This is a genomic window from Polynucleobacter sp. UK-Mo-2m-Kol15 (assembly GCF_018881505.1).
GTDB lineage: Bacteria > Pseudomonadota > Gammaproteobacteria > Burkholderiales > Burkholderiaceae > Polynucleobacter.
In genome coordinates this window covers 1,694,983-1,712,614 of the sequence record NZ_JACVQC010000001.1, presented here as the reverse complement: position 1 = coordinate 1,712,614, position 17,632 = coordinate 1,694,983, and the positions used below count along the sequence as shown (strand labels likewise).

Annotated in this window: 19 protein-coding genes; 12 read left to right on the top strand and 7 right to left on the bottom strand. The window is 41.0% G+C overall.

Going from position 1 to position 17,632, the window contains the following annotated elements:
* The first annotated feature begins 7 nt into the window (after positions 1-7).
* Genes fliQ through ICN43_RS08830 form a run of 4 tightly spaced genes read left to right on the top strand, consistent with a single transcriptional unit; the run spans position 8 to position 4,408 of the window.
* Entirely contained in the window at positions 8-277 is a 270-nt protein-coding gene (gene fliQ, locus ICN43_RS08845) for a flagellar biosynthesis protein FliQ (RefSeq protein ID WP_216198895.1), read from the top strand.
* 18 nt (positions 278-295) lie between these two features.
* Entirely contained in the window at positions 296-1,072 is a 777-nt protein-coding gene (gene fliR, locus ICN43_RS08840; RefSeq protein WP_216198892.1) for a flagellar biosynthetic protein FliR, read from the top strand.
* Positions 1,073-1,077: 5 nt separating this feature from the next.
* Entirely contained in the window at positions 1,078-3,510 is a 2,433-nt protein-coding gene (locus ICN43_RS08835; protein WP_216198889.1) for a tetratricopeptide repeat protein, read from the top strand.
* Between the two features lie 22 nt (positions 3,511-3,532).
* Positions 3,533-4,408, top strand: a complete 876-nt coding sequence (locus tag ICN43_RS08830; protein ID WP_216198886.1) for an FkbM family methyltransferase — start codon at positions 3,533-3,535, stop codon at positions 4,406-4,408.
* 61 nt (positions 4,409-4,469) lie between these two features.
* On the opposite strand, the gene ICN43_RS08825 is transcribed toward ICN43_RS08830, so the two are convergent.
* From ICN43_RS08825 to flgA, 7 genes are all read right to left on the bottom strand, one after another.
* On the bottom strand, positions 4,470-6,731 hold the full coding sequence (locus ICN43_RS08825; RefSeq protein ID WP_216198883.1) for a tetratricopeptide repeat protein: 2,262 nt from the start codon (positions 6,729-6,731) through the stop codon (positions 4,470-4,472).
* A gap of 21 nt (positions 6,732-6,752) precedes the next feature.
* Positions 6,753-7,127: a hypothetical protein gene (locus ICN43_RS08820; protein WP_216198882.1), complete on the bottom strand. Its 375-nt coding sequence runs from the start codon at positions 7,125-7,127 to the stop codon at positions 6,753-6,755.
* Between the two features lie 88 nt (positions 7,128-7,215).
* The gene (locus ICN43_RS08815; protein ID WP_216198879.1) at positions 7,216-8,010 is read right to left on the bottom strand and encodes a flagellin; all 795 of its coding nucleotides are present in this window, start codon (positions 8,008-8,010) and stop codon (positions 7,216-7,218) included.
* 189 nt (positions 8,011-8,199) lie between these two features.
* The gene (locus ICN43_RS08810) at positions 8,200-9,003 is read right to left on the bottom strand and encodes a flagellin (RefSeq protein ID WP_216198876.1); all 804 of its coding nucleotides are present in this window, start codon (positions 9,001-9,003) and stop codon (positions 8,200-8,202) included.
* Between the two features lie 237 nt (positions 9,004-9,240).
* Complete coding sequence (locus tag ICN43_RS08805; RefSeq protein ID WP_216198873.1) at positions 9,241-10,038, bottom strand: hypothetical protein; 798 nt, start codon at positions 10,036-10,038, stop codon at positions 9,241-9,243.
* A gap of 16 nt (positions 10,039-10,054) precedes the next feature.
* The gene (gene flgM / locus ICN43_RS08800) at positions 10,055-10,372 is read right to left on the bottom strand and encodes a flagellar biosynthesis anti-sigma factor FlgM (protein ID WP_216198870.1); all 318 of its coding nucleotides are present in this window, start codon (positions 10,370-10,372) and stop codon (positions 10,055-10,057) included.
* A 90-nt stretch (positions 10,373-10,462) separates the two neighbouring features.
* Positions 10,463-11,224 (bottom strand): flagellar basal body P-ring formation chaperone FlgA, encoded by a 762-nt coding sequence (flgA, locus tag ICN43_RS08795; RefSeq protein WP_216198866.1) that lies wholly within the window; start codon positions 11,222-11,224, stop codon positions 10,463-10,465.
* Positions 11,225-11,435: 211 nt separating this feature from the next.
* On the opposite strand from flgA, the gene flgB reads away from it, so the two are divergent.
* The 8 genes from flgB to ICN43_RS08755 are packed head-to-tail and all read left to right on the top strand — an operon-like array spanning position 11,436 to position 17,630.
* Positions 11,436-11,867, top strand: a complete 432-nt coding sequence (gene flgB, locus ICN43_RS08790) for a flagellar basal body rod protein FlgB (protein WP_216198863.1) — start codon at positions 11,436-11,438, stop codon at positions 11,865-11,867.
* 20 nt (positions 11,868-11,887) lie between these two features.
* On the top strand, positions 11,888-12,295 hold the full coding sequence (gene flgC, locus ICN43_RS08785; RefSeq protein ID WP_216198861.1) for a flagellar basal body rod protein FlgC: 408 nt from the start codon (positions 11,888-11,890) through the stop codon (positions 12,293-12,295).
* Between the two features lie 14 nt (positions 12,296-12,309).
* Positions 12,310-12,981, top strand: coding sequence for a flagellar hook assembly protein FlgD (locus ICN43_RS08780; protein ID WP_216198857.1), 672 nt, complete (start codon positions 12,310-12,312; stop codon positions 12,979-12,981).
* Positions 12,982-13,001: 20 nt separating this feature from the next.
* Positions 13,002-14,174 carry a flagellar hook-basal body complex protein gene (locus tag ICN43_RS08775; RefSeq protein ID WP_216198854.1) on the top strand — a complete coding sequence of 391 codons (1,173 nt, stop codon included), beginning with the start codon at positions 13,002-13,004 and terminating at the stop codon, positions 14,172-14,174.
* A 33-nt stretch (positions 14,175-14,207) separates the two neighbouring features.
* The gene (gene flgF / locus ICN43_RS08770) at positions 14,208-14,948 is read left to right on the top strand and encodes a flagellar basal-body rod protein FlgF (protein ID WP_216198852.1); all 741 of its coding nucleotides are present in this window, start codon (positions 14,208-14,210) and stop codon (positions 14,946-14,948) included.
* A gap of 32 nt (positions 14,949-14,980) precedes the next feature.
* The gene (flgG, locus tag ICN43_RS08765) at positions 14,981-15,766 is read left to right on the top strand and encodes a flagellar basal-body rod protein FlgG (RefSeq protein WP_216198849.1); all 786 of its coding nucleotides are present in this window, start codon (positions 14,981-14,983) and stop codon (positions 15,764-15,766) included.
* 14 nt (positions 15,767-15,780) lie between these two features.
* On the top strand, positions 15,781-16,464 hold the full coding sequence (locus ICN43_RS08760; RefSeq protein ID WP_216198846.1) for a flagellar basal body L-ring protein FlgH: 684 nt from the start codon (positions 15,781-15,783) through the stop codon (positions 16,462-16,464).
* Between the two features lie 11 nt (positions 16,465-16,475).
* The gene (locus tag ICN43_RS08755) at positions 16,476-17,630 is read left to right on the top strand and encodes a flagellar basal body P-ring protein FlgI (RefSeq protein WP_216198843.1); all 1,155 of its coding nucleotides are present in this window, start codon (positions 16,476-16,478) and stop codon (positions 17,628-17,630) included.
* Positions 17,631-17,632: the final 2 nt, after the last annotated feature.

The window sequence follows — 17,632 nt, the reverse complement described above, 5'->3', positions numbered from 1 at the left end:
GAAAAATATGTCTCCAGAAGCAGTCATGAATATCGGTAGAACCGCAATGGAAGTGACTTTGACTGTCGGTGCTCCACTGCTGTTGGTCGCTTTAATAGTAGGCTTGATTGTAAGTATTTTTCAGACAGTGACTCAAATTAACGAAGCAACCTTAACGTTCATTCCAAAATTAGTCGCTGTTTTGGCCACGATGATTATTGCCGGCCCCTGGATGATTTCAGTATTAGTGGACTTTATGAGTAAGTCTTTCACTAATTTTCAATTTTTAAATAATTGATCTAAGCCACGGCAGCGCATGCTTACTTTCAATAGCCACATCTTTGAAACATGGGTCTTTGGCCTGATGTTGCCATTGACGCGCATTTTGGGCTTCATTGCTATCGCCCCCTTTTTTTCGAGTAAGTCTTTTTCTGCTCCGGTAAAAGTTGCTTTTGGAGTATTGCTGGCCTTAATCATTATTCCTGCAGTACCAAGCGTACCAAGGATCGATATTCTATCTTTGAATGGTGTATTGATATTGGCTCAGCAAATCCTCATTGGCTTGGCTATGGGCTTGACTGCGCAGATTATCTTTACCGGTATCGAGATGGCAGGACAAATTAGTGGCCTCATGATGGGATTTGGTTTTGCAACCTTTTTTGATCCACAAACTCAAAATACAACCCCAGTTATCGGTTCGATGATGAACATTCTTGCCATGATGGTATTTTTGAGTATCAATGGCCATTTGATGCTGGTCTCTGGGCTTGTAGATAGCTTTCACTCATTTCCCATTGCAATGGAGGTCACCTCAATTAATGGCATGGCGATTGCCAATTGGGGATCACAAATTTTTAGTATTGGCTTACAAATTGCATTGCCAATGATTGCTGCCTTACTCATTACCAATATTGCATTGGGTGTGCTCACGAGAGCAGCTCCACAGTTAAATATTTTTGGTATCGGCTTTCCAATTACGATTTGTGTCGGATTTATTGTTTTCTCATTGATGATGCCATCACTAGCACCGGCTTATCGCCATTTCCTCGAACAGGGCATCACCGCCTCCCAGTCTATTTTGAAGGCGAAGTAACCACCATGGCAAAGTTTGAAAATAAGCAATTGATCTCTAATAAATTAAAATTAGGTCTTGAAAGGCAGGGCGCAGGTCGCCTGGAAGATGCACTAAGAATATATCAAGATATTCTGAAATCTTACCCAGATAATTTTCATGCATTGCAATTATCGGGAATGATCAGTGCGCAAAATAAAGATTTTGCAAGTGCCTTAAATTATTTAAGTAGGGCAATTGAAATTAATGATACCGAGCCTGATGTATTGAATAACCATGGCGTTGTATCTAAGGAAATGGGATTTTATGAGGCCGCCTTAGTTAGTTATGGTAAGGCAATACAAATTAACCCCAACCATTTTGAGGCTCATAATAATCGTGGCGTTGTCCTAAATCAGCTAGGAGAGCATGAAACTGCTGTGAGATGTTATCAAAATGCAATAACAATCAATCCAAATTATTTAGCTGCATATTTAAACCAAGCAAACTTACTACAAGAAATTGGCCGTCTAGATGACGCATTAAAAGCGTATGATTCGGCCATCAAAATCGAAAAGAACTGTATTGAAGCCATCATCAAAGCAGGCTTACTTTTACAGAGAATGGGACGAGATGACGAAGCTACTCAAAAATTACAACTAGCTTTTGATATCAATCCTAATTTGCCTGAGTTGCATAATTCCTTTGGGGTGGTGTACAGGGCGCAGGGAAAGATTGAACAGGCTTTTGATAGTTACCATACTGCACTTAAATTGGAGCCCAATTATTCTGAAGCCCACTTTAATCAAGGTGTTCTCCTTCAGGAAACCGGCCAATTGGATGATGCAATCAAGGCTTATGACAAGGCCCTGAGCATCAGACCAGACCACATCGAAGCTTGTAGTAATAAGGCAATTATTTATCGTTCATTTGGCGATTTGGAATCTGGGCTTGCCTCTCTAGATAAGGCGCTCGAGGTTAATGAAGCCTTTGCAGAAGGACACTGTAATAGAGGTCTTATCTTGCAGGGCTTAAAGCGTTTCGATGAAGCAATTATTGCTTACAACAGGGCCTTGGAATTAAAACCTGATTATGTAGAGGCGATGAATAATCGTGGCGTCATACTCAAAGATCTTGGCAAATTTGCTGAGTCAATGGCCAGCTTTTATGTCGCAATATCCTTAAAAAAGGATTATGCGGATGCCTATTCAAATTTAGGGTTGGTTTTTCAGGAGATTAATCAGCCTGATGCAGCGATTATGCAATATACCAAGGCAATTGATCTTAAGGGGGATTTTGCTGAGGCCTACTTTAACCGTGGTGTAACCTTGCAAAAGATGCAGGATTACGATGCAGCGATTAAGGATTATCAGACTGCCATTAGTAAAAAGAATCACTTTACTCAGCCCCATAATAATTTGGGCGTCATTTTTCATGAATTACAAGAGTTAGAGCTCTCCGTCTTGCATTTTGATCATGCTATCGAAGATCCTAGCACTATGGCTGATGCAAGCTGGAATCGATCATTAGTCTTTCTGACTCAAGGTAAATACTTGGAGGGGTGGAAAGAATACGAGTGGCGTAGAAGGGCATCCAAGTCCGGAGTGCTTACCAATAGAGTCTTCAATAAGCCATTATGGCTAGGCAAAGAGTCATTAGAAAACAAAACAATTTTAGTAGTTAGCGAGCAAGGACTTGGTGATACATTGCAGTTTTGTCGTTATGTGCCAATGCTATCTAAATTAGGCGCAAAGGTGATCTTTGAGGTACAAAAGCCATTATTGGCTTTAATGAAAGGCCTTGAAGGTGTTGCTGGTATGACAACAACAGGCATTGAACCGGCTGAGTCATATGATTACTATTGCCCCTTAATGAGCCTTCCCCATGCATTTCAAACTACTCTAGAAACAATTCCAAGTTCGATATCATACATACCATCTGATCCGACTAAAACTGAGTATTGGGCTAAGAAGCTTGGTAGTAAAGATAAGATGCGTATTGGCTTAGTCTGGTCAGGTGGATTTAGACCCGATCAACCAGAGGTTTGGGCAACAAATAATAGGCGAAATCTCCCGCTAGAAAAGCTCACTATTTTCAAAGACATTGATGCTAAATTCTATAGTCTTCAAAAAGGGGATCCAGCAGAATCTGAGTTGATTGAAGTTCAAAAGAATGGTTGGAATGGGCCAAATATCATCAACTATACAAGCGAGCTGAATGACTTTACTGATACAGCAGCGCTGATTGAAAATCTGGACTTAGTAATTGCAGTAGATACATCAACAGCACATTTAGCCGCCGCACTTGGAAAACCAACCTGGATCTTAAATCGTTTTGACACCTGCTGGCGTTGGTTCCAGGAGCGTGAAGACTCACCTTGGTACAAATCAGTTAGATTGTTCAGGCAAAAAGAGCAGGGCGACTGGGATGGAGTTTTAAACGCAATGCATGATGAGCTCAATAAATTGAGTTCTCAATAATTCTTTTATTTGAAGGAAATATATGAATATTGACTCTAATGATCTCATTAAGTCATTTCAAGGATCTTTACCAATTAACTTAAAACTATTGGCGAACTTGTTTCAGGTTAGGGAGCTAGTTATACATCCCGAAGAGGTCTCCCCCCTCTATTTGCTGAATGATGGAAAAAGCCCGGCAAGTCTTCATCTTCCACTTGACACATATATTGGAATGGAAACATTGTTAACAAAACAATATTTTCCGCAAACAATTCATATGATGAATGAAGTCATTAGAGGTGGAAATGAATCTTATGCTTTGATTGATATTGGTGCAAATATTGGGTTATATACGAGACAGTCTCTCAATATTTTTAAGAAAATTAATAAAGTTTTTGCATATGAGCCACACCCCAATAACTTCTCTCTGCTCCTAAAAAATCTCTCAAATATTAGAGATATTGAAATGAATATGTATGGTCTGGGCACTAAAAATGCAACCCTAGAATTTTATTTAGACCCGAATAATAATGGTAATTATTCACTTAATAAAAATGCCATGTCTGAAATGCATGGTCAGATTAACGTTGATGTTAAGAATGCAGCTGAGGAATCGATAAAATGGATGAACTCTTTTGAGGGAGAATTTATCTACAAATCGGATACACAGGGGTATGATGAAACTATTATTTCCGCAATTGAACCATCATTTTGGTCTAGAGTGAAGTGTGGTGTTATTGAGTTATGGAGAATTGAAGGTAAAGATTACGATGTAGATTCTTTCATTCGTATGTTAGATTCTTTTCCCTGTAAAATGTTTGAAAAGATGCCTGGGAAGAATGTTTCCTCGCTTGAAGTCCTACAATTTCTAAACTCAAACGATGGGGCATCAGAGGATCTATTATTTTGGAGAGTCTAAGAAGTTATGTGATTAGATTTGCACGACTTCGCTCCTGGGTAATTTTTTCTGAGCTATTTGATTAATTATCTACGATCAATTCTCTATAGCCAGTTATTTTCGCCCTTTTGAGATCAAATTTGCTGGAGGACCCAGAAAGACTGGACCAGTAGCTTAAAAATAGTGCGGAGTAATCAAATTCCAGTTCGCAGAAATACTGAATTTTTTCTAAAATATTGGTAGCGTTAAATTCACTCCAATCATTTACCTCCCATACAGGCAAATTTTTAAACAGATTGTGATTATTTTTCTTAACTACTGGAACGCACCCTAGTAGAAGTGCCTCCCATGTTCTATGGCAGTCCATGCCAATACCTTCAGGACTGATAACAAACATATGATTAGCTTGATTCTTCCAAGTTTCTATTCTTGGAATTGATGCATGTTCAAAATAGCATAGTTCTTTTTGTATTCGCTCTATACACAAAGCTCTATCGTGATTGTTTATAGAATTACTCCAGTTGCAATAGCCTAGAAATTTTCTTTCTTTAAAATTTTTAGAAGTATTAATCACCTCTAATAAATCTTGCTCTTGTGATAGTGCCGATTGGATGCCCGGACCACAGAAATTCGGTTTCTCATGCATCGTGTGGTAATCCATGCCTATAGGGAGAGGCTGAATCTTAGCGTGATCTACATCTAGATTTTGCGCATACCATTGACGCAATTTTGGATGACTCAAAATACTTTTAATTTGTGGAACATTTAACATTGAGGAATCCACCCTAATGTCACTATCACCACTTAATAAAGTAAAAGTTTCTGTAATCTTAGGTAAATAATTGATTGAAAAATTTAGTAATGCATCTGTACAAATGTAGATGCTTCCACCATTTTTATGCTCTCGTAGCAAGTCATCGTCTATATGAGCATTACTTGAGATAGGTTTTCTGTTGTGAGAGTTGCAAGATTTTAGGAGTCCACGACTGGAGATAAACTGATTTTGATTCTCGTGATTCAAAATGTTATTTATTTCCAAATCTATCTTTTTTACATCTTCTTTGAGGGGTAGATTGGGGATGCTTTCAATCAACCCAATATTGTTAAAAAATTTAAACGTTTTCTTTGTGCCTACTGCTTCATCCTGCGTAATATCCCTATATCTAAAAATTTCAAATACATTTTTCTTCGCAAATGGGTCAATAAAATTAGTATCGCGATATGGGTCTTGGTAGTCCCCCATCCAAACGAATGTCGGGATTTGTAGCATTGCAGTTATCGATTTAATGGCGCTATCGCTGCCCACAAAGCAGTCGCACAGTGAAACCAGGGACAAGCTTTCATCAATATTTTGGTAGCTTGCATGATGCAAGTGTTTATTCTCGAGAAGCCCGTATGATTCGATTTCTTCTTTTGAGCCAAAAAGAATGACATTGAATGCATTTATCGAAAGAATATTTTGCAGCAGACTTACAGGCAAAGATTTTTTTGGCAGCCCAATCTTACTTTGCATATCAATCGATATTGCACTCCCGCCTAGCTGCACTCCAATTGTGGGACGAGCGCTATCTAAGCTAATAATTTTTGAGTCAAATGGGTTTATATCTAAAAACCATCTTTTTGGACAAGGATAAAACTCTCTGGGACCAATAATTTCTGGTTGTAGCTTTAGTCGCTCCGCATCATTTGAGTAGTATGCAATTTTATTAACTGGAATTGAAAGCGAATCAAAAATTCTTTTAGCACCCTTAAAGTGGGTTAGAACATTAATTTTTAAATGTAGATCTTTGTTTTGCAGTAGAAATGGTAAGCAAAGCAATATGTCGCCAATGCCTCCGGTTATGACAAGTGTTCCAACATCACGTTTATGATCAATATAGTGCTTTGCAAAAATCTCATTAAAAATGACCGATGAAGAATTCAGTAAGAGTGCATTTTCGAGGGCAAGCATGCCATCGTTAATCGCGCCATTTTGTATTAATGCCTGACCACCCATAAACCATGCGTCTGCGAAATCGGGTTTGATTTCAATTGCTTTGCCAAACGAATCTACTGCTAACTCATAGCGCTTACAGATGTAATGGATTTGACCTAGTCTGAACCAAGCTAATGAATTTTTTGATTCTATATTGAGTACTTTTTGAATTGTTTTTAGAGCTGATTCAAATTCCTGTAGCTGAATCTGGCAACCTGCTAAATGATGAAGTGCATCTGGATCATTTGGTGTGTCGCTTAGGATCTCTTCAAAATACATTGTCGCTTGAGAATATGATCCACTAATGAAGCTCTCTAGTCCTCTGGAGATTATCATTTCCTTTGTAGCTGGACTAGTTGCTGTATTCATTTTTTAATACTCAATTTTTAATTATTTATTGTCTGAGTCAGATTTTCTATAGTAGGGCTGGACAACCGTTTCAAGACATGCAATCACAATGCCCAAATACTCAGTATTTCTAGTTTGGATTGCACCATTCATGATCTGAATAGAGGTGCTGTAGATAGACTTTAAAAGTGTTCTATGTTGTGAACTTAACTTTTCGTTTAAGTTCTCCTGTATCCACTGCAATCCCTCTGAGATCTCAAGCAGCTTCTTATGGGTCATCACCGCATCAAATTCACCAGCTTGTATTTTCCTGAGCAGGGCGATGACTGACTCGAACCATTTTTTCTCAAAATCTGCCCCAGTGATATTGTTGTCAATATCGACGTAGGTCTTTAGAGGATTATTTGATGTAAACATAATGTCCGTAGTTATAGGCTTCTAGGGTGCAAGAGGGAACTCTTGTGTTGGCCTATATCCTACATCCAATTTTATTTATGAAGATGAATTATCTAAAGATGGTTAATACTGCAGCCGCTTGTTGATTCATCTGTGTCACCAAATAATAGTCAATGGATTGTTGGTTATTTAGCTGCTGCAGTCTAGCTTGCAATGCAGTTGGGTCGATGTTGTAAATCGAATCAATTGTTGCTTGTAGTCCTGTTGATAATGCATTCGCTTCTGATTGATAGGCCTTAATACCAACTGTTGCTGCGCTAAATGTTGATTGCCCAGCACTAATAAGTGATAGTTGCGACGTTAATGTTGTAATAGCGGTATACGCACCCTGAACACTCGTAATGCTAAGACCAGTACAGGTGGCTGCAATTGCAGTTAAGTCTAATCCGGAGATTGTAATCAGGCTGCTTGTTGTAATGCCTGACATCACAGAGAAGCCTGAGGTGTTGTTAAGTAAGTTTTGACCGTTAACATCAGCGTTTTCGCCAATATTCGCAATTTGCGAGGCTAGTTGTGTGAAGGTAGTATTGATGGCTTCCATATCGGTACCACTTAGGGTTCCGCTAGCTGCTTGGTTTGCTAATGATTCCATCTGTTGCAAAAGATCAACGGCAGAGACTAAGCCAGTCTGCGCTACGTTAATTACGTTTTGTACTTGACCGAGACTGTGTTCAGTTGTCTTATACTTGTTCACTTGGGAAGATAAACGCGTAACCTCGCTGCTATTACCCGGGTTTAATGGTGCACGACCTGTTGCCAGTGCCGTACTGATTTCATTGATCTCTTTCTCAACCTGTTTTACTCCGTGAGAAAGAGTTGTAGACAAATCTGTAATCTTGGTCATGTTTAATTTACCCTGTGGTAATGTTTACAAAAATTTACGTTATTAATTAAAACTTACACGTATATTATTGATTTATTAGGGTATTTAATCATCATATTAAACAGACTTTTCTGGCCCTATTTATCTTTTTGGGGGCTAAAAAGCAAAAAAAGCCAGGTTTTACCTGGCTTTTTCCTTAAATCAAGCTACTTATCTGAATATTGCGAGCATTGCAGCTGCCGCTTGATTCATTTGGGTAATCAAGTAGTAGTCAATTGCCTGTTGATTATTCAGGGCCTGCAATCTTGCCTGAAGGGCAGTTGGGTCAATATTATTGATCGAGTCAATTGTATTTTGCAATCCATCGGAAAGACTTTGTGCCTGAGTTGCCTGGGCAGTTAGTCCACCGTTGCTGGCGCTCAATGAAGATTGTCCAGCGCTAATCAGTGTAAGCTGGGAGGTCAAGCTGGTAATTGCAGCTGACGCTAGTGCAGTGGTTGAGATTGCAAGACCAGTACAAGTAGCGGCAATCGATGTCAAGTTCATACCTGCAACGCTAAATGATGTGGTCGTATCAACGCCGCACAATACGCTAAATCCTGCTGTACCAGTCAGTAAGTTTACGCCGTTTACGGACGAGTTTGTAGCTGCACTATTAATTTGTTGAGCCAGTTGATTAAACGTAGTGTTAAGGTATGTTAAATCAGTTGCACTCATTGTTCCGCTGGTAGCTTGTAATGCCAATGCTTCCATCTGCTGAATGAGGTCAGTTGCTGTTTGTAAGCCTGTCAAGCCAACTGTCACAACGTTTTGCGCTTGGCCAATTCCCTTGGTTGCCGCATCATATTTATTAACTTGGGAAGACAAACGTGTAATTTCGCCAGAGTACGCAGGATTTAATTCACCCTTGCCAGTAGCCAATTGAGTTTGAACAGAATTAATTTCTCTTGTTACTTTATTCAGACTTCCAGTCAATGTGGATGTCAATGAAGTGATGTTAAATGGTGAGCTCATAAAATACTTTCCTTTAGATTAAGCGTATGCCTTGCTTACGCAATTCATACCAAAGCACTTTTATGCCCAATGCATAAAAAATGCTAACCTACAAAAAAGCATCAGTGAGCGATACGTAGACCACATCAACAGTGCAATGCGCTAGATAAACTAGCTTAACTTTACTTCCGAAGAAGTAATTTGATTTATATCTTAATTAACGGCCTGAGTTAAAAAAACTTTAGTAGTTTTTTAAATTTATAGAGAGGACGAGGCAGAATCGTTTAATTGACTAACGATGTTGTAATTTATTTTCTGTTGGAAGTACAAATCCTTCAGCTGCGCCTGAAGCTTTGCAATATCAACACTTTCCATTGTTTTAATTTGAGAAATATTTGAATTAATACTGGCCTTAATCTCAGTACTTTTCTTATCAAGCGTTTTATCGGATTGCTTTAGGGCCATTTCTCCGTTTCGAATTTGAGTGAGAGCCCCAGAGATTTGAGTAATCGCCTGCACAGCTTTTTGTGGTGTATCGATGGAGACACCTGTCAGTATCCCAGCGGTCATCATTCCATAGATATTTACTGGGTTGATGTGCATCCTAGAGGCTGCGTCTCGATTAAGCCCTGTATTAACGTTCAGACCCGCAGTTCCACTTAACAAGTTACTACCATTGAAGCTCGCACTAGTTGCTGCTTTACCGATCTTATTAAAAATAGCCAAGAATCGAACATTAAAGTTCATTAAATCAGAGCTAGAAATACCTGGTGCGCTGGCCATTTGGGCCATTTGCATCATTTGCTTTAAATAACCTGTGACTGATGTGAGGCCTGTTTGCGCAAGTGACACAACAGACTTTGCATTCTTGATGCTGGCTTCGGGGGTCGCGTAGCTCGTTACTTTTTTAGATAGATTAGCAACCTCAGTTAATTCCGTTGCATTTAATACTTTTTTTCCATCGCTGATCTGCGTGTTGATCGAAGCAATCTTCGTGTCAACTGCTTTGGCGCGATTTTGATAGAGGGCTGCTAGTGCAGTGAGTGCTTCACTCATCAGTCACCATTCAAGACTAAGTCTTTTTACCGGCTGTGAGTGCGCTGATCGAGTTAGAGATTAAGCCATCAGCAACCTTGCCAGTATCTACAACAAATTTACCGGATTCAATTTCATTACGAAGCGCTTCAACCTTTTTGGCATCAAAAACTGGCCCACTAGAGACGAGTGACTGAATAGATTGGAGAGTTGTTGACATGGTTGCCGTCGTAACATCGTTTTTGGCGACGACGGGGGTTTGAATCGGGCTATTGCTAGGTTGAGTTTCAACGGACGCATCCGGCTTATCAACCGCATGGTTAATGCCTTTATTGATCTGTTCGTTAATCTTCATATATTCACTCTAATTCTAGTCCAACCATTTATGCAATACATATGTGCTTGCCATCTCTCCTACGGCCAATTTTGGCAAAACTTTAGCTTCCTAGCGAATAACTACCTCAATTTGGCCATTATTTTTGGCTATTCCTGAAATAATCGTTCCGTTGGGCACTCTGACTTTCACTAATTCACCCTCAACTGCGTTTGTGAGGGCTTGTCCCTCTGTTGAAACTGAAAAGCCTTTCCCAATACCATTGACCCTGACATTTTGACCCTGAGCAACAATAATAGGCATTTTGAGCATTTCCTGCTTAATAACGCTACCACTAGCAAGAGAAACGCGTGCAACTTTTCCAACTGCAGCTGATGTATCGGTAAAGAAGCCTGTAGGTAGGGTAGTTAAATCCCCTTTTTGGAGCATGAGATCTGATGAAGTCAGGCTTTGCCCTTGAGTTAGGTTGTTTGCAGCTACTACATAGTCGCCAATAATACTGACAGTAGCTTCTACGTAAATATTCCAGTTATTCGGCTGTCCGCACTGGATGCCAACGGTTGTTTTCCCCCAGGCCTTGCTATTCGAAGGAAAAAACACCTGAGGAGAGGGGCAAAAGCTTAATTTGAGGTTTTTATCGATTGGATGAGCTGAAACTTCAGTCTTCCCAGGGGAGCCTGCACTTTGCGTCTTTAAAAAGGCGGCCACTTTTTGGTCAAGAACCTTGGTATCTTGCCACTGCGGAGTTTGGTTTTGGGCGAAGGAGGGCTGAACCACTACTAAAGTGGCGAACACCAAGCTCATTAATGAAATACCCTTATTAATCAATAGTTTATATTGTTTAAATGAACAATTGCCTAATGTCGTATTCATATTCAATCCCCGTTGAGTCTGAAGTGGTTGCGGTATTAATACCCCGAAATGCCTAGATGGACATTGTACGAAGCCGGCTTTAGCCCAATAGGTGAATAAGGATAGGAATTCTGCCTCTTATTCCACATTCAAATCGCTTACTGGAGAACTACATTGTTGCAATGTCGTTGTTAAATGATCTTCAAGCGTGAAGAATAGGTAAGGAGCGGAGATGAATGGTTTAGACCAACTATTAGATTTTAATGCAGCAGCTCTGAGAATTCGTGCTCACCGTCAAGAGATTCTAGCTGCAAATATCGCCAATGTGGATACGCCTAATTTTAAGGCCCGAGATATCGACTTTAAGTCGGCTATGCAAAAAGCTCTCGAAAGCAGTGCTGAGGTTTCAGGTAAGAAAAATGGCGCTCCACAGCTAAACACCACTTCGCCCTTGCATTTTAAGGGTGAGGGTGTTGCTGATGTTGGTGCAGTAGATTCAAGTGATTTGCTATATCGCTCCGTTGTGCAAGATAGCGCAGATGGAAATACTGTCGATGCTGACGTTGAACGCTCTGCGTTCGTAAACAATGCACTACGTTATGAGGCTAGTGTGATGATGATCAACGCACGCCTTAAAGAAATGAATATTGCGTTACAACCATAACGTTTATCAAAGGATAAATCATGTCATTATTTAATGTCTTTAACATCTCCAGCTCTGCACTCAGTGCACAGTCTCAGCGATTGAATACCGTTGCTAGTAATTTGGCCAACGCAGAGACGATTACTGGTGCTGATGGAACGCCTTATAAATCAAAGCAAGTGAGCTTTAAGTCTGCGTCCATTGATGGATCAAACTTCCACGGTGTTGCTGTTGATAAAGTGATTGAAGATCAAACTCCACCGCGCATGTCATATCAGCCAGGTAATCCTTTAGCAAATAAAGAGGGATATGTGACGATGCCGAATGTGAATGTCACACAAGAGATGGTCAATATGATCTCTACAACACGCTCCTACCAGAATAGTGTTGAAACGATGAATGCTGCAAAAGCCATGCTACAAAAAACCCTTTCTATTGGTCAATCCTAAGCGGATCTTAATATATGACAACTACAGTCTCAAACCTCAACCAAACTAGTAATGTTGGTGCTGCTGCAAACGCAGCTGTTGCTTCTAGTGGTAAAAAAATTCAAGATCAATTCATGACGATGTTGGTGGCTCAGATTAAATATCAAGATCCAACGAATCCAATGGATAGCTCACAGATGACGAGTCAGTTAGCCCAAATCAGCACTGTAGATGGCATTAACCAGTTAAATTCATCGATGGCAGAAATGTCTAAAACCCTGCAATCTGGTCAAACATATCAAGCATCAAGCTTGATCGGGAAAAGCGTTCTTGCGCCAGGTAAAGCATTTAATTTAGTTAATGGTGATTCAGCATTTGCTGTGCAGCTTCCTACCGCTGCTAGCAGCGTCATGGTCTCTATCCGAAATGCTGCTGGCCAGACTGTGGACAGCATGAATCTAGGAACTCAAGGCGCTGGCGTGATTCCTTTGACTTGGAATGGTAAAGACCAGACTGGCAAAGCATTGCCAGATGGAGCATATACATTGCAGGTCGCAGCAAACACGGGTGGTAAGTCTGTGAATGGTGTTGGACTTACTTATGCCAAAGTTAATGCAGTTGGAAATGATCCGAAGAGTGGTGCTACCCAGTTAGTTCTTGGAAATGGTACCACTACATCATTGTCAAGCGTTGTTCAAATTCAATAAATTTCATTAAGGAGACTGTTATGGCTTTTGAAACAGGATTAAGTGGGCTTCAAGCTGCTTCAGAAAACTTAAGTGTATTGGGTAAGAATATTGCCAACGTAACTACTTACGGTTATAAGTCTGCTAGTACAGATTTTAGTAATGTATTGGCGACCCATCTGAATGCGGCTAATGCAGGAGCAGGAAGTCAGACAGGTGATGGCGTAATGATCTCCAATATTAAGCAGTCATTTGCTCAAGGATCAATTACCAGCACAAATACATCGTTAGATGCGGCAATTTCAGGGCCAGGTTTTTTCATTACTTATGACAGTACTTTAGAGCTGACTTCATACACTCGTAATGGACATTTCTTGCAAAATAGTGAGAACTATTTAGTCAATAGTAGCGGCCAGTATGTCATGGGCTATACCGCTGCAACAGATGGTACGGTGACGGCAACGGGTACTCCGGCAGAGATTGATTTGAGCACCTATGACATTAATCCGGATACTGCAACTCGTGTATACGAGGAAGACACTATTACCTTTTATCCTCTGCAGGCCGAAGGATATGTCACATTAGGTGGCTTAACTTTTACCAATACTTCAGGTTCACAGATCTCAACGATTGATCTTGCGGACATTTTTTACAACTATGCAAACGATGGCTCAACTAGTGACTCCGGAGACTTTTCAGGAACCCTGGGCAACTATACATTTGCTGAGCCTGATGGTGACGGCACCTTAGTGGCCACAGGCACTGGTGACGAGGACAGTACGATTTTGGTAGATTTATGGTCCCCGCTTGGTGGTCTCCCACCTGATGTTGAGGTCACCGTTGAGGGTGTCACCGCAGCATATCTAGTTGATTTCAGTATCGGTAGTAGTGGCATTATTACAGGGATCTACAATGATGGTAGTACCTTCGATATTGCTCAGATTGCACTAGCTACTTTTGCCAATAACAATGGCTTGCGCTCTCAAGGAAATGTCTCTTGGTACGAGACTGCTGCTTCTGGTGAGCCTACGATTGGCGTTGCAGGCTCGGAAGGTGTTGGAACGCTCACAGGATCTTCTCTAGAGGCCTCTAATACGGACCAGACTGGCGATATGGTGAAGTTACTGGCTGCTCAGCAGGCATATCAAGCCAACGCTCAAGCGATTAAGCTTGAGAATCAAAACTATCAAACCTTAATTGCGATGGGCGGCTAACGTTCTTTTCAATAAAGGATAGTTAATAAATATATGGATAAAGCAATATATACCGTTGCAAGTGGCTTAGAGCAGATCATGAATCAGCAGGCTACTAATTCGCATAATTTAGCGAACGTATCAACTTTTGGTTTCAAAGCCCAAGTAGATTCCTTTCGTTCTGTTCCAGTAAATGGTCCAGGGGCTGACACTCGAGCATTTGTTGCGAGCGCAACTACTGGTACTGACTTTACACCGGGATCTATTCAGCAAACAGGACGTCCACTCGATGTTGCCATCGAGGGTAAGGGTTGGTTTGCAGTTCAACGTAGAGATGGTAGTGAGGGACTTACACGAAATGGTTCCTTTAGAGTAAGTGATAACGGTATTTTGCAGACTGCAGATGGCTTAAATGTATTGGGCGCTGGTGGCCCGATCACTATTCCGCCAAACGTCGTTGTATCGATTGGCTCGGATGGAACCGTTTCAAGCGTGGATGAATCTGTTGCTGGGCGTGCCTCCACTCCAATTGATACGCTAAAGCTGGTAAACCCAGATGAGGCAAATTTAGTTCGTGGTTTGGATGGACTATTTAACAACAGGGATCTATCGCCAACAGCTGCCGATATCAACGTCAGAGTCGTAGGCAGCGCACTTGAAAACAGTAACGTTAGTGTTGTGAGTTCGATGGTGAATATGATTTCACTGGCAAGACAATTTGATACCCAGTTGATGTTAGCAAAAAAAGCTGAAAATAATAATCAACAAGCTGCACAACTGTTTCGCCTCGCGTAATTGACTGCACTGAATAAACTAAAGGAAAGATAATGTTACGATCACTATGGATTTCTAAGACAGGTTTAGAGGCACAGCAGACTCAAATGGATGTGATATCCAATAACTTGGCTAACGTGAGTACTAATGGTTTTAAAAAGAGCCGCGCTGTTTTTGAGGACTTGCTGTATCAAAATATTCGTCAACCGGGCGCCCAGTCTACCCAGCAAACCCAGTTACCCACTGGATTGCAAGTTGGTACTGGTGTTAAGCCAGTTGCAACAGAGCGTATTTTTACTCAGGGCAACTTGCAGCAAACTAATAACAATAATGATTTAGCGATCAACGGCTCTGGATTCTTTCAAATCTCGATGCCTGATGGGTCTATTTCCTATACCCGTGATGGTAGTTTCCAGATCAATAACAATGGCAATGTGGTGAACTCGAGTGGCCATCCACTTTCTCCTGCAATTACTGTGCCTACAAATGCACAATCCGTTACTGTTGCAGCGGACGGCGTAGTATCCATCACACTACCAAACAGTGTAGCTGTTACTCAGGTTGGAACTATTCAGCTGGCTACTTTTATTAACCCAGCAGGCTTACAAGCCAAGGGTGAGAATCTCTACGTTGAAACAGCTGCATCCGGGACTCCCACTACTTTATCGCCGGGCTCAAGTGGCGCAGGTGTTCTTGTACAGGGATTCGTGGAAACTTCAAACGTGAACGTGGTTGAAGAAATGGTAAATATGATTCAAACCCAACGCGCGTATGAGATTAACAGTAAGGCAATTACAACCTCCGACCAAATGCTCCAAAAACTGGGTCAAATGGGCTAATCTCAATTAGGTATATGATGAAATCTGCGTTAGATATCCTCGTTTCAACAGCTTTTAAAGGGCTATCAGCAATCCTGATTGGATTGCTTTCTGCTTGCGTGTCAGTAGATCCTACAACTATCACCAAGAATGATGGCCCTCAAAAGACTCTACCGGTGAGGTACACACCTCCTGCGGGCTCAATCTTTAATGTCGGCTCATATAAGCCTATATTCGAGGGAATTAAGGCAAAGCGTGTTGGTGACATATTGACAGTGATTATCTCTGATAATACATCTGCATCAAATAGCCTTAATGATAAAAATGATAAAGCTGGAACTGCGGACTCATCATCTCAAAATCTGAATGGAGATAATGTTCAACCTACCTGGACTATCAGTAACTCTAATTCAGCTGAGGTTAAAAATAGTGGTGCTTCTAGCAGCGTATTTACTGGCTCTATTTCAGTAACTGTTACTGAAGTTATGCCAAATGGATTTTTAGTTGTTGCCGGAGAAAAGCAATTGGGGGGCAATCAAGGGACACAATTTATTAGATTATCTGGTGTGGTTAACCCCGCAATGATAACCACAGATAATGCTGTTTCTTCAAATACCATCGCTGATGCTCGCTTTGAATTCCGCTCAAATAATTTTATGGATGCTTCATATATTAGTAGTGCAATAACCCGCTTCTTTTATAGCGTCCTTCCTTTTTGATTAAGATCAACATGCTACTCCAGTCCTTAAGGCTCCCATCATTCTCTCTCAAGGTAGGCTCTTTCTTGGCGGCTTTGTTGATGTTTGGCTGTCTAGTATTCACGTCATCTGTTCAGGCTGAGAGAATTAAAGATTTAGTTAATCTGCAAGGTATGCGTGGTAACCAATTAATTGGTTATGGATTGGTAGTTGGACTTGATGGTACTGGTGACCAAACAACCCAAACCCCATTTACCATTCAGACCACCTTAAGTATGTTGCAGTCTTTAGGCATCACCCTTCCTCCTGGCACCTTTACACAGATCCAGCTCAAAAACGTAGCTGCTGTGATCGTGACAACGACACTCCCTCCATTTGCCCAAATTGGTCAAAACTTAGATGTCACTGTTTCTGCCATGGGTAATGCAAAGACTCTCAGAGGTGGAACTTTGCTAATGAGCCCGCTGAAAGGTGCTGATGGCCAAATCTACGCCATGGCACAGGGCAATATCGTCATTGGGGGTGCGTCCGCATCTGCAAATGGAAGCTCTGCCACTATCAATCAATTAAATGCCGGACGCATATCAGCAGGTGCTACGGTTGAACGTTTAGTTCCATATGAGCTTGCTCAGGCAAACTTTGTCAATTTAGAGCTAAAAAATTCAGATTTCTCTAATGCCAATACCATTGCCATGGCAATTAATAAGAAATTTGGTAAGAATATTGCCCTAGCTATGGATGCTCGAGTCATTAATATTAAATCTTCTGAAGTAGAGCAGGGTGATCGCGTTAAGTTTTTATCTGAACTAGAAAACATTGATGTCACTACCGCTAAGGGTATAGCGAAGGTCATTCTGAATGCGCGAACAGGCTCCATTGTTCTGAATCAGGCTGTTCGCTTGGAAGAATGTGCTGTTGCTCATGGTAATTTGACAGTAGTTATTAGTACTACACCTGTCATTAGTCAACCTAATGCATTTGCTGCAGGCAGAACCGTTGAGTCGGCGGTATCGCAAGTCAGCCTGAATCAAGCGCCTGGCAGCGTCATACAGTTGGCAACCGGGGCATCTTTAACTGAGGTTGTGAGGGCGCTCAATGCAATTGGCGCAACCCCACAAGATCTGGTTGCCATCATCCAAGCTATTAAGGCGGCCGGATCATTGCATGCTGAAATTGAGATTATTTAAGC

What these genes read in the sequence shown, in the direction of transcription:
- ICN43_RS08835 (WP_216198889.1), top strand. Translation starts at nt 1,078, where the DNA reads ATGGCAAAGTTTGAAAATAAGCAATTGATCTCTAATAAATTAAAATTA.
- ICN43_RS08825 (WP_216198883.1), bottom strand. Translation starts at nt 6,731, where the DNA reads ATGAATACAGCAACTAGTCCAGCTACAAAGGAAATGATAATCTCCAGA.
- ICN43_RS08780 (WP_216198857.1), top strand. Translation starts at nt 12,310, where the DNA reads ATGACAACTACAGTCTCAAACCTCAACCAAACTAGTAATGTTGGTGCT.
- ICN43_RS08775 (WP_216198854.1), top strand. Translation starts at nt 13,002, where the DNA reads ATGGCTTTTGAAACAGGATTAAGTGGGCTTCAAGCTGCTTCAGAAAAC.
- ICN43_RS08805 (WP_216198873.1), bottom strand. Translation starts at nt 10,038, where the DNA reads ATGAGTGAAGCACTCACTGCACTAGCAGCCCTCTATCAAAATCGCGCC.
- flgG (WP_216198849.1), top strand. Translation starts at nt 14,981, where the DNA reads ATGTTACGATCACTATGGATTTCTAAGACAGGTTTAGAGGCACAGCAG.
- flgA (WP_216198866.1), bottom strand. Translation starts at nt 11,224, where the DNA reads ATGAATACGACATTAGGCAATTGTTCATTTAAACAATATAAACTATTG.
- flgM (WP_216198870.1), bottom strand. Translation starts at nt 10,372, where the DNA reads ATGAAGATTAACGAACAGATCAATAAAGGCATTAACCATGCGGTTGAT.
- ICN43_RS08815 (WP_216198879.1), bottom strand. Translation starts at nt 8,010, where the DNA reads ATGACCAAGATTACAGATTTGTCTACAACTCTTTCTCACGGAGTAAAA.
- flgF (WP_216198852.1), top strand. Translation starts at nt 14,208, where the DNA reads ATGGATAAAGCAATATATACCGTTGCAAGTGGCTTAGAGCAGATCATG.
- ICN43_RS08810 (WP_216198876.1), bottom strand. Translation starts at nt 9,003, where the DNA reads ATGAGCTCACCATTTAACATCACTTCATTGACATCCACATTGACTGGA.
- flgC (WP_216198861.1), top strand. Translation starts at nt 11,888, where the DNA reads ATGTCATTATTTAATGTCTTTAACATCTCCAGCTCTGCACTCAGTGCA.
- fliQ (WP_216198895.1), top strand. Translation starts at nt 8, where the DNA reads ATGTCTCCAGAAGCAGTCATGAATATCGGTAGAACCGCAATGGAAGTG.
- ICN43_RS08820 (WP_216198882.1), bottom strand. Translation starts at nt 7,127, where the DNA reads ATGTTTACATCAAATAATCCTCTAAAGACCTACGTCGATATTGACAAC.
- flgB (WP_216198863.1), top strand. Translation starts at nt 11,436, where the DNA reads ATGAATGGTTTAGACCAACTATTAGATTTTAATGCAGCAGCTCTGAGA.
- ICN43_RS08760 (WP_216198846.1), top strand. Translation starts at nt 15,781, where the DNA reads ATGATGAAATCTGCGTTAGATATCCTCGTTTCAACAGCTTTTAAAGGG.
- fliR (WP_216198892.1), top strand. Translation starts at nt 296, where the DNA reads ATGCTTACTTTCAATAGCCACATCTTTGAAACATGGGTCTTTGGCCTG.
- ICN43_RS08755 (WP_216198843.1), top strand. Translation starts at nt 16,476, where the DNA reads ATGCTACTCCAGTCCTTAAGGCTCCCATCATTCTCTCTCAAGGTAGGC.
- ICN43_RS08830 (WP_216198886.1), top strand. Translation starts at nt 3,533, where the DNA reads ATGAATATTGACTCTAATGATCTCATTAAGTCATTTCAAGGATCTTTA.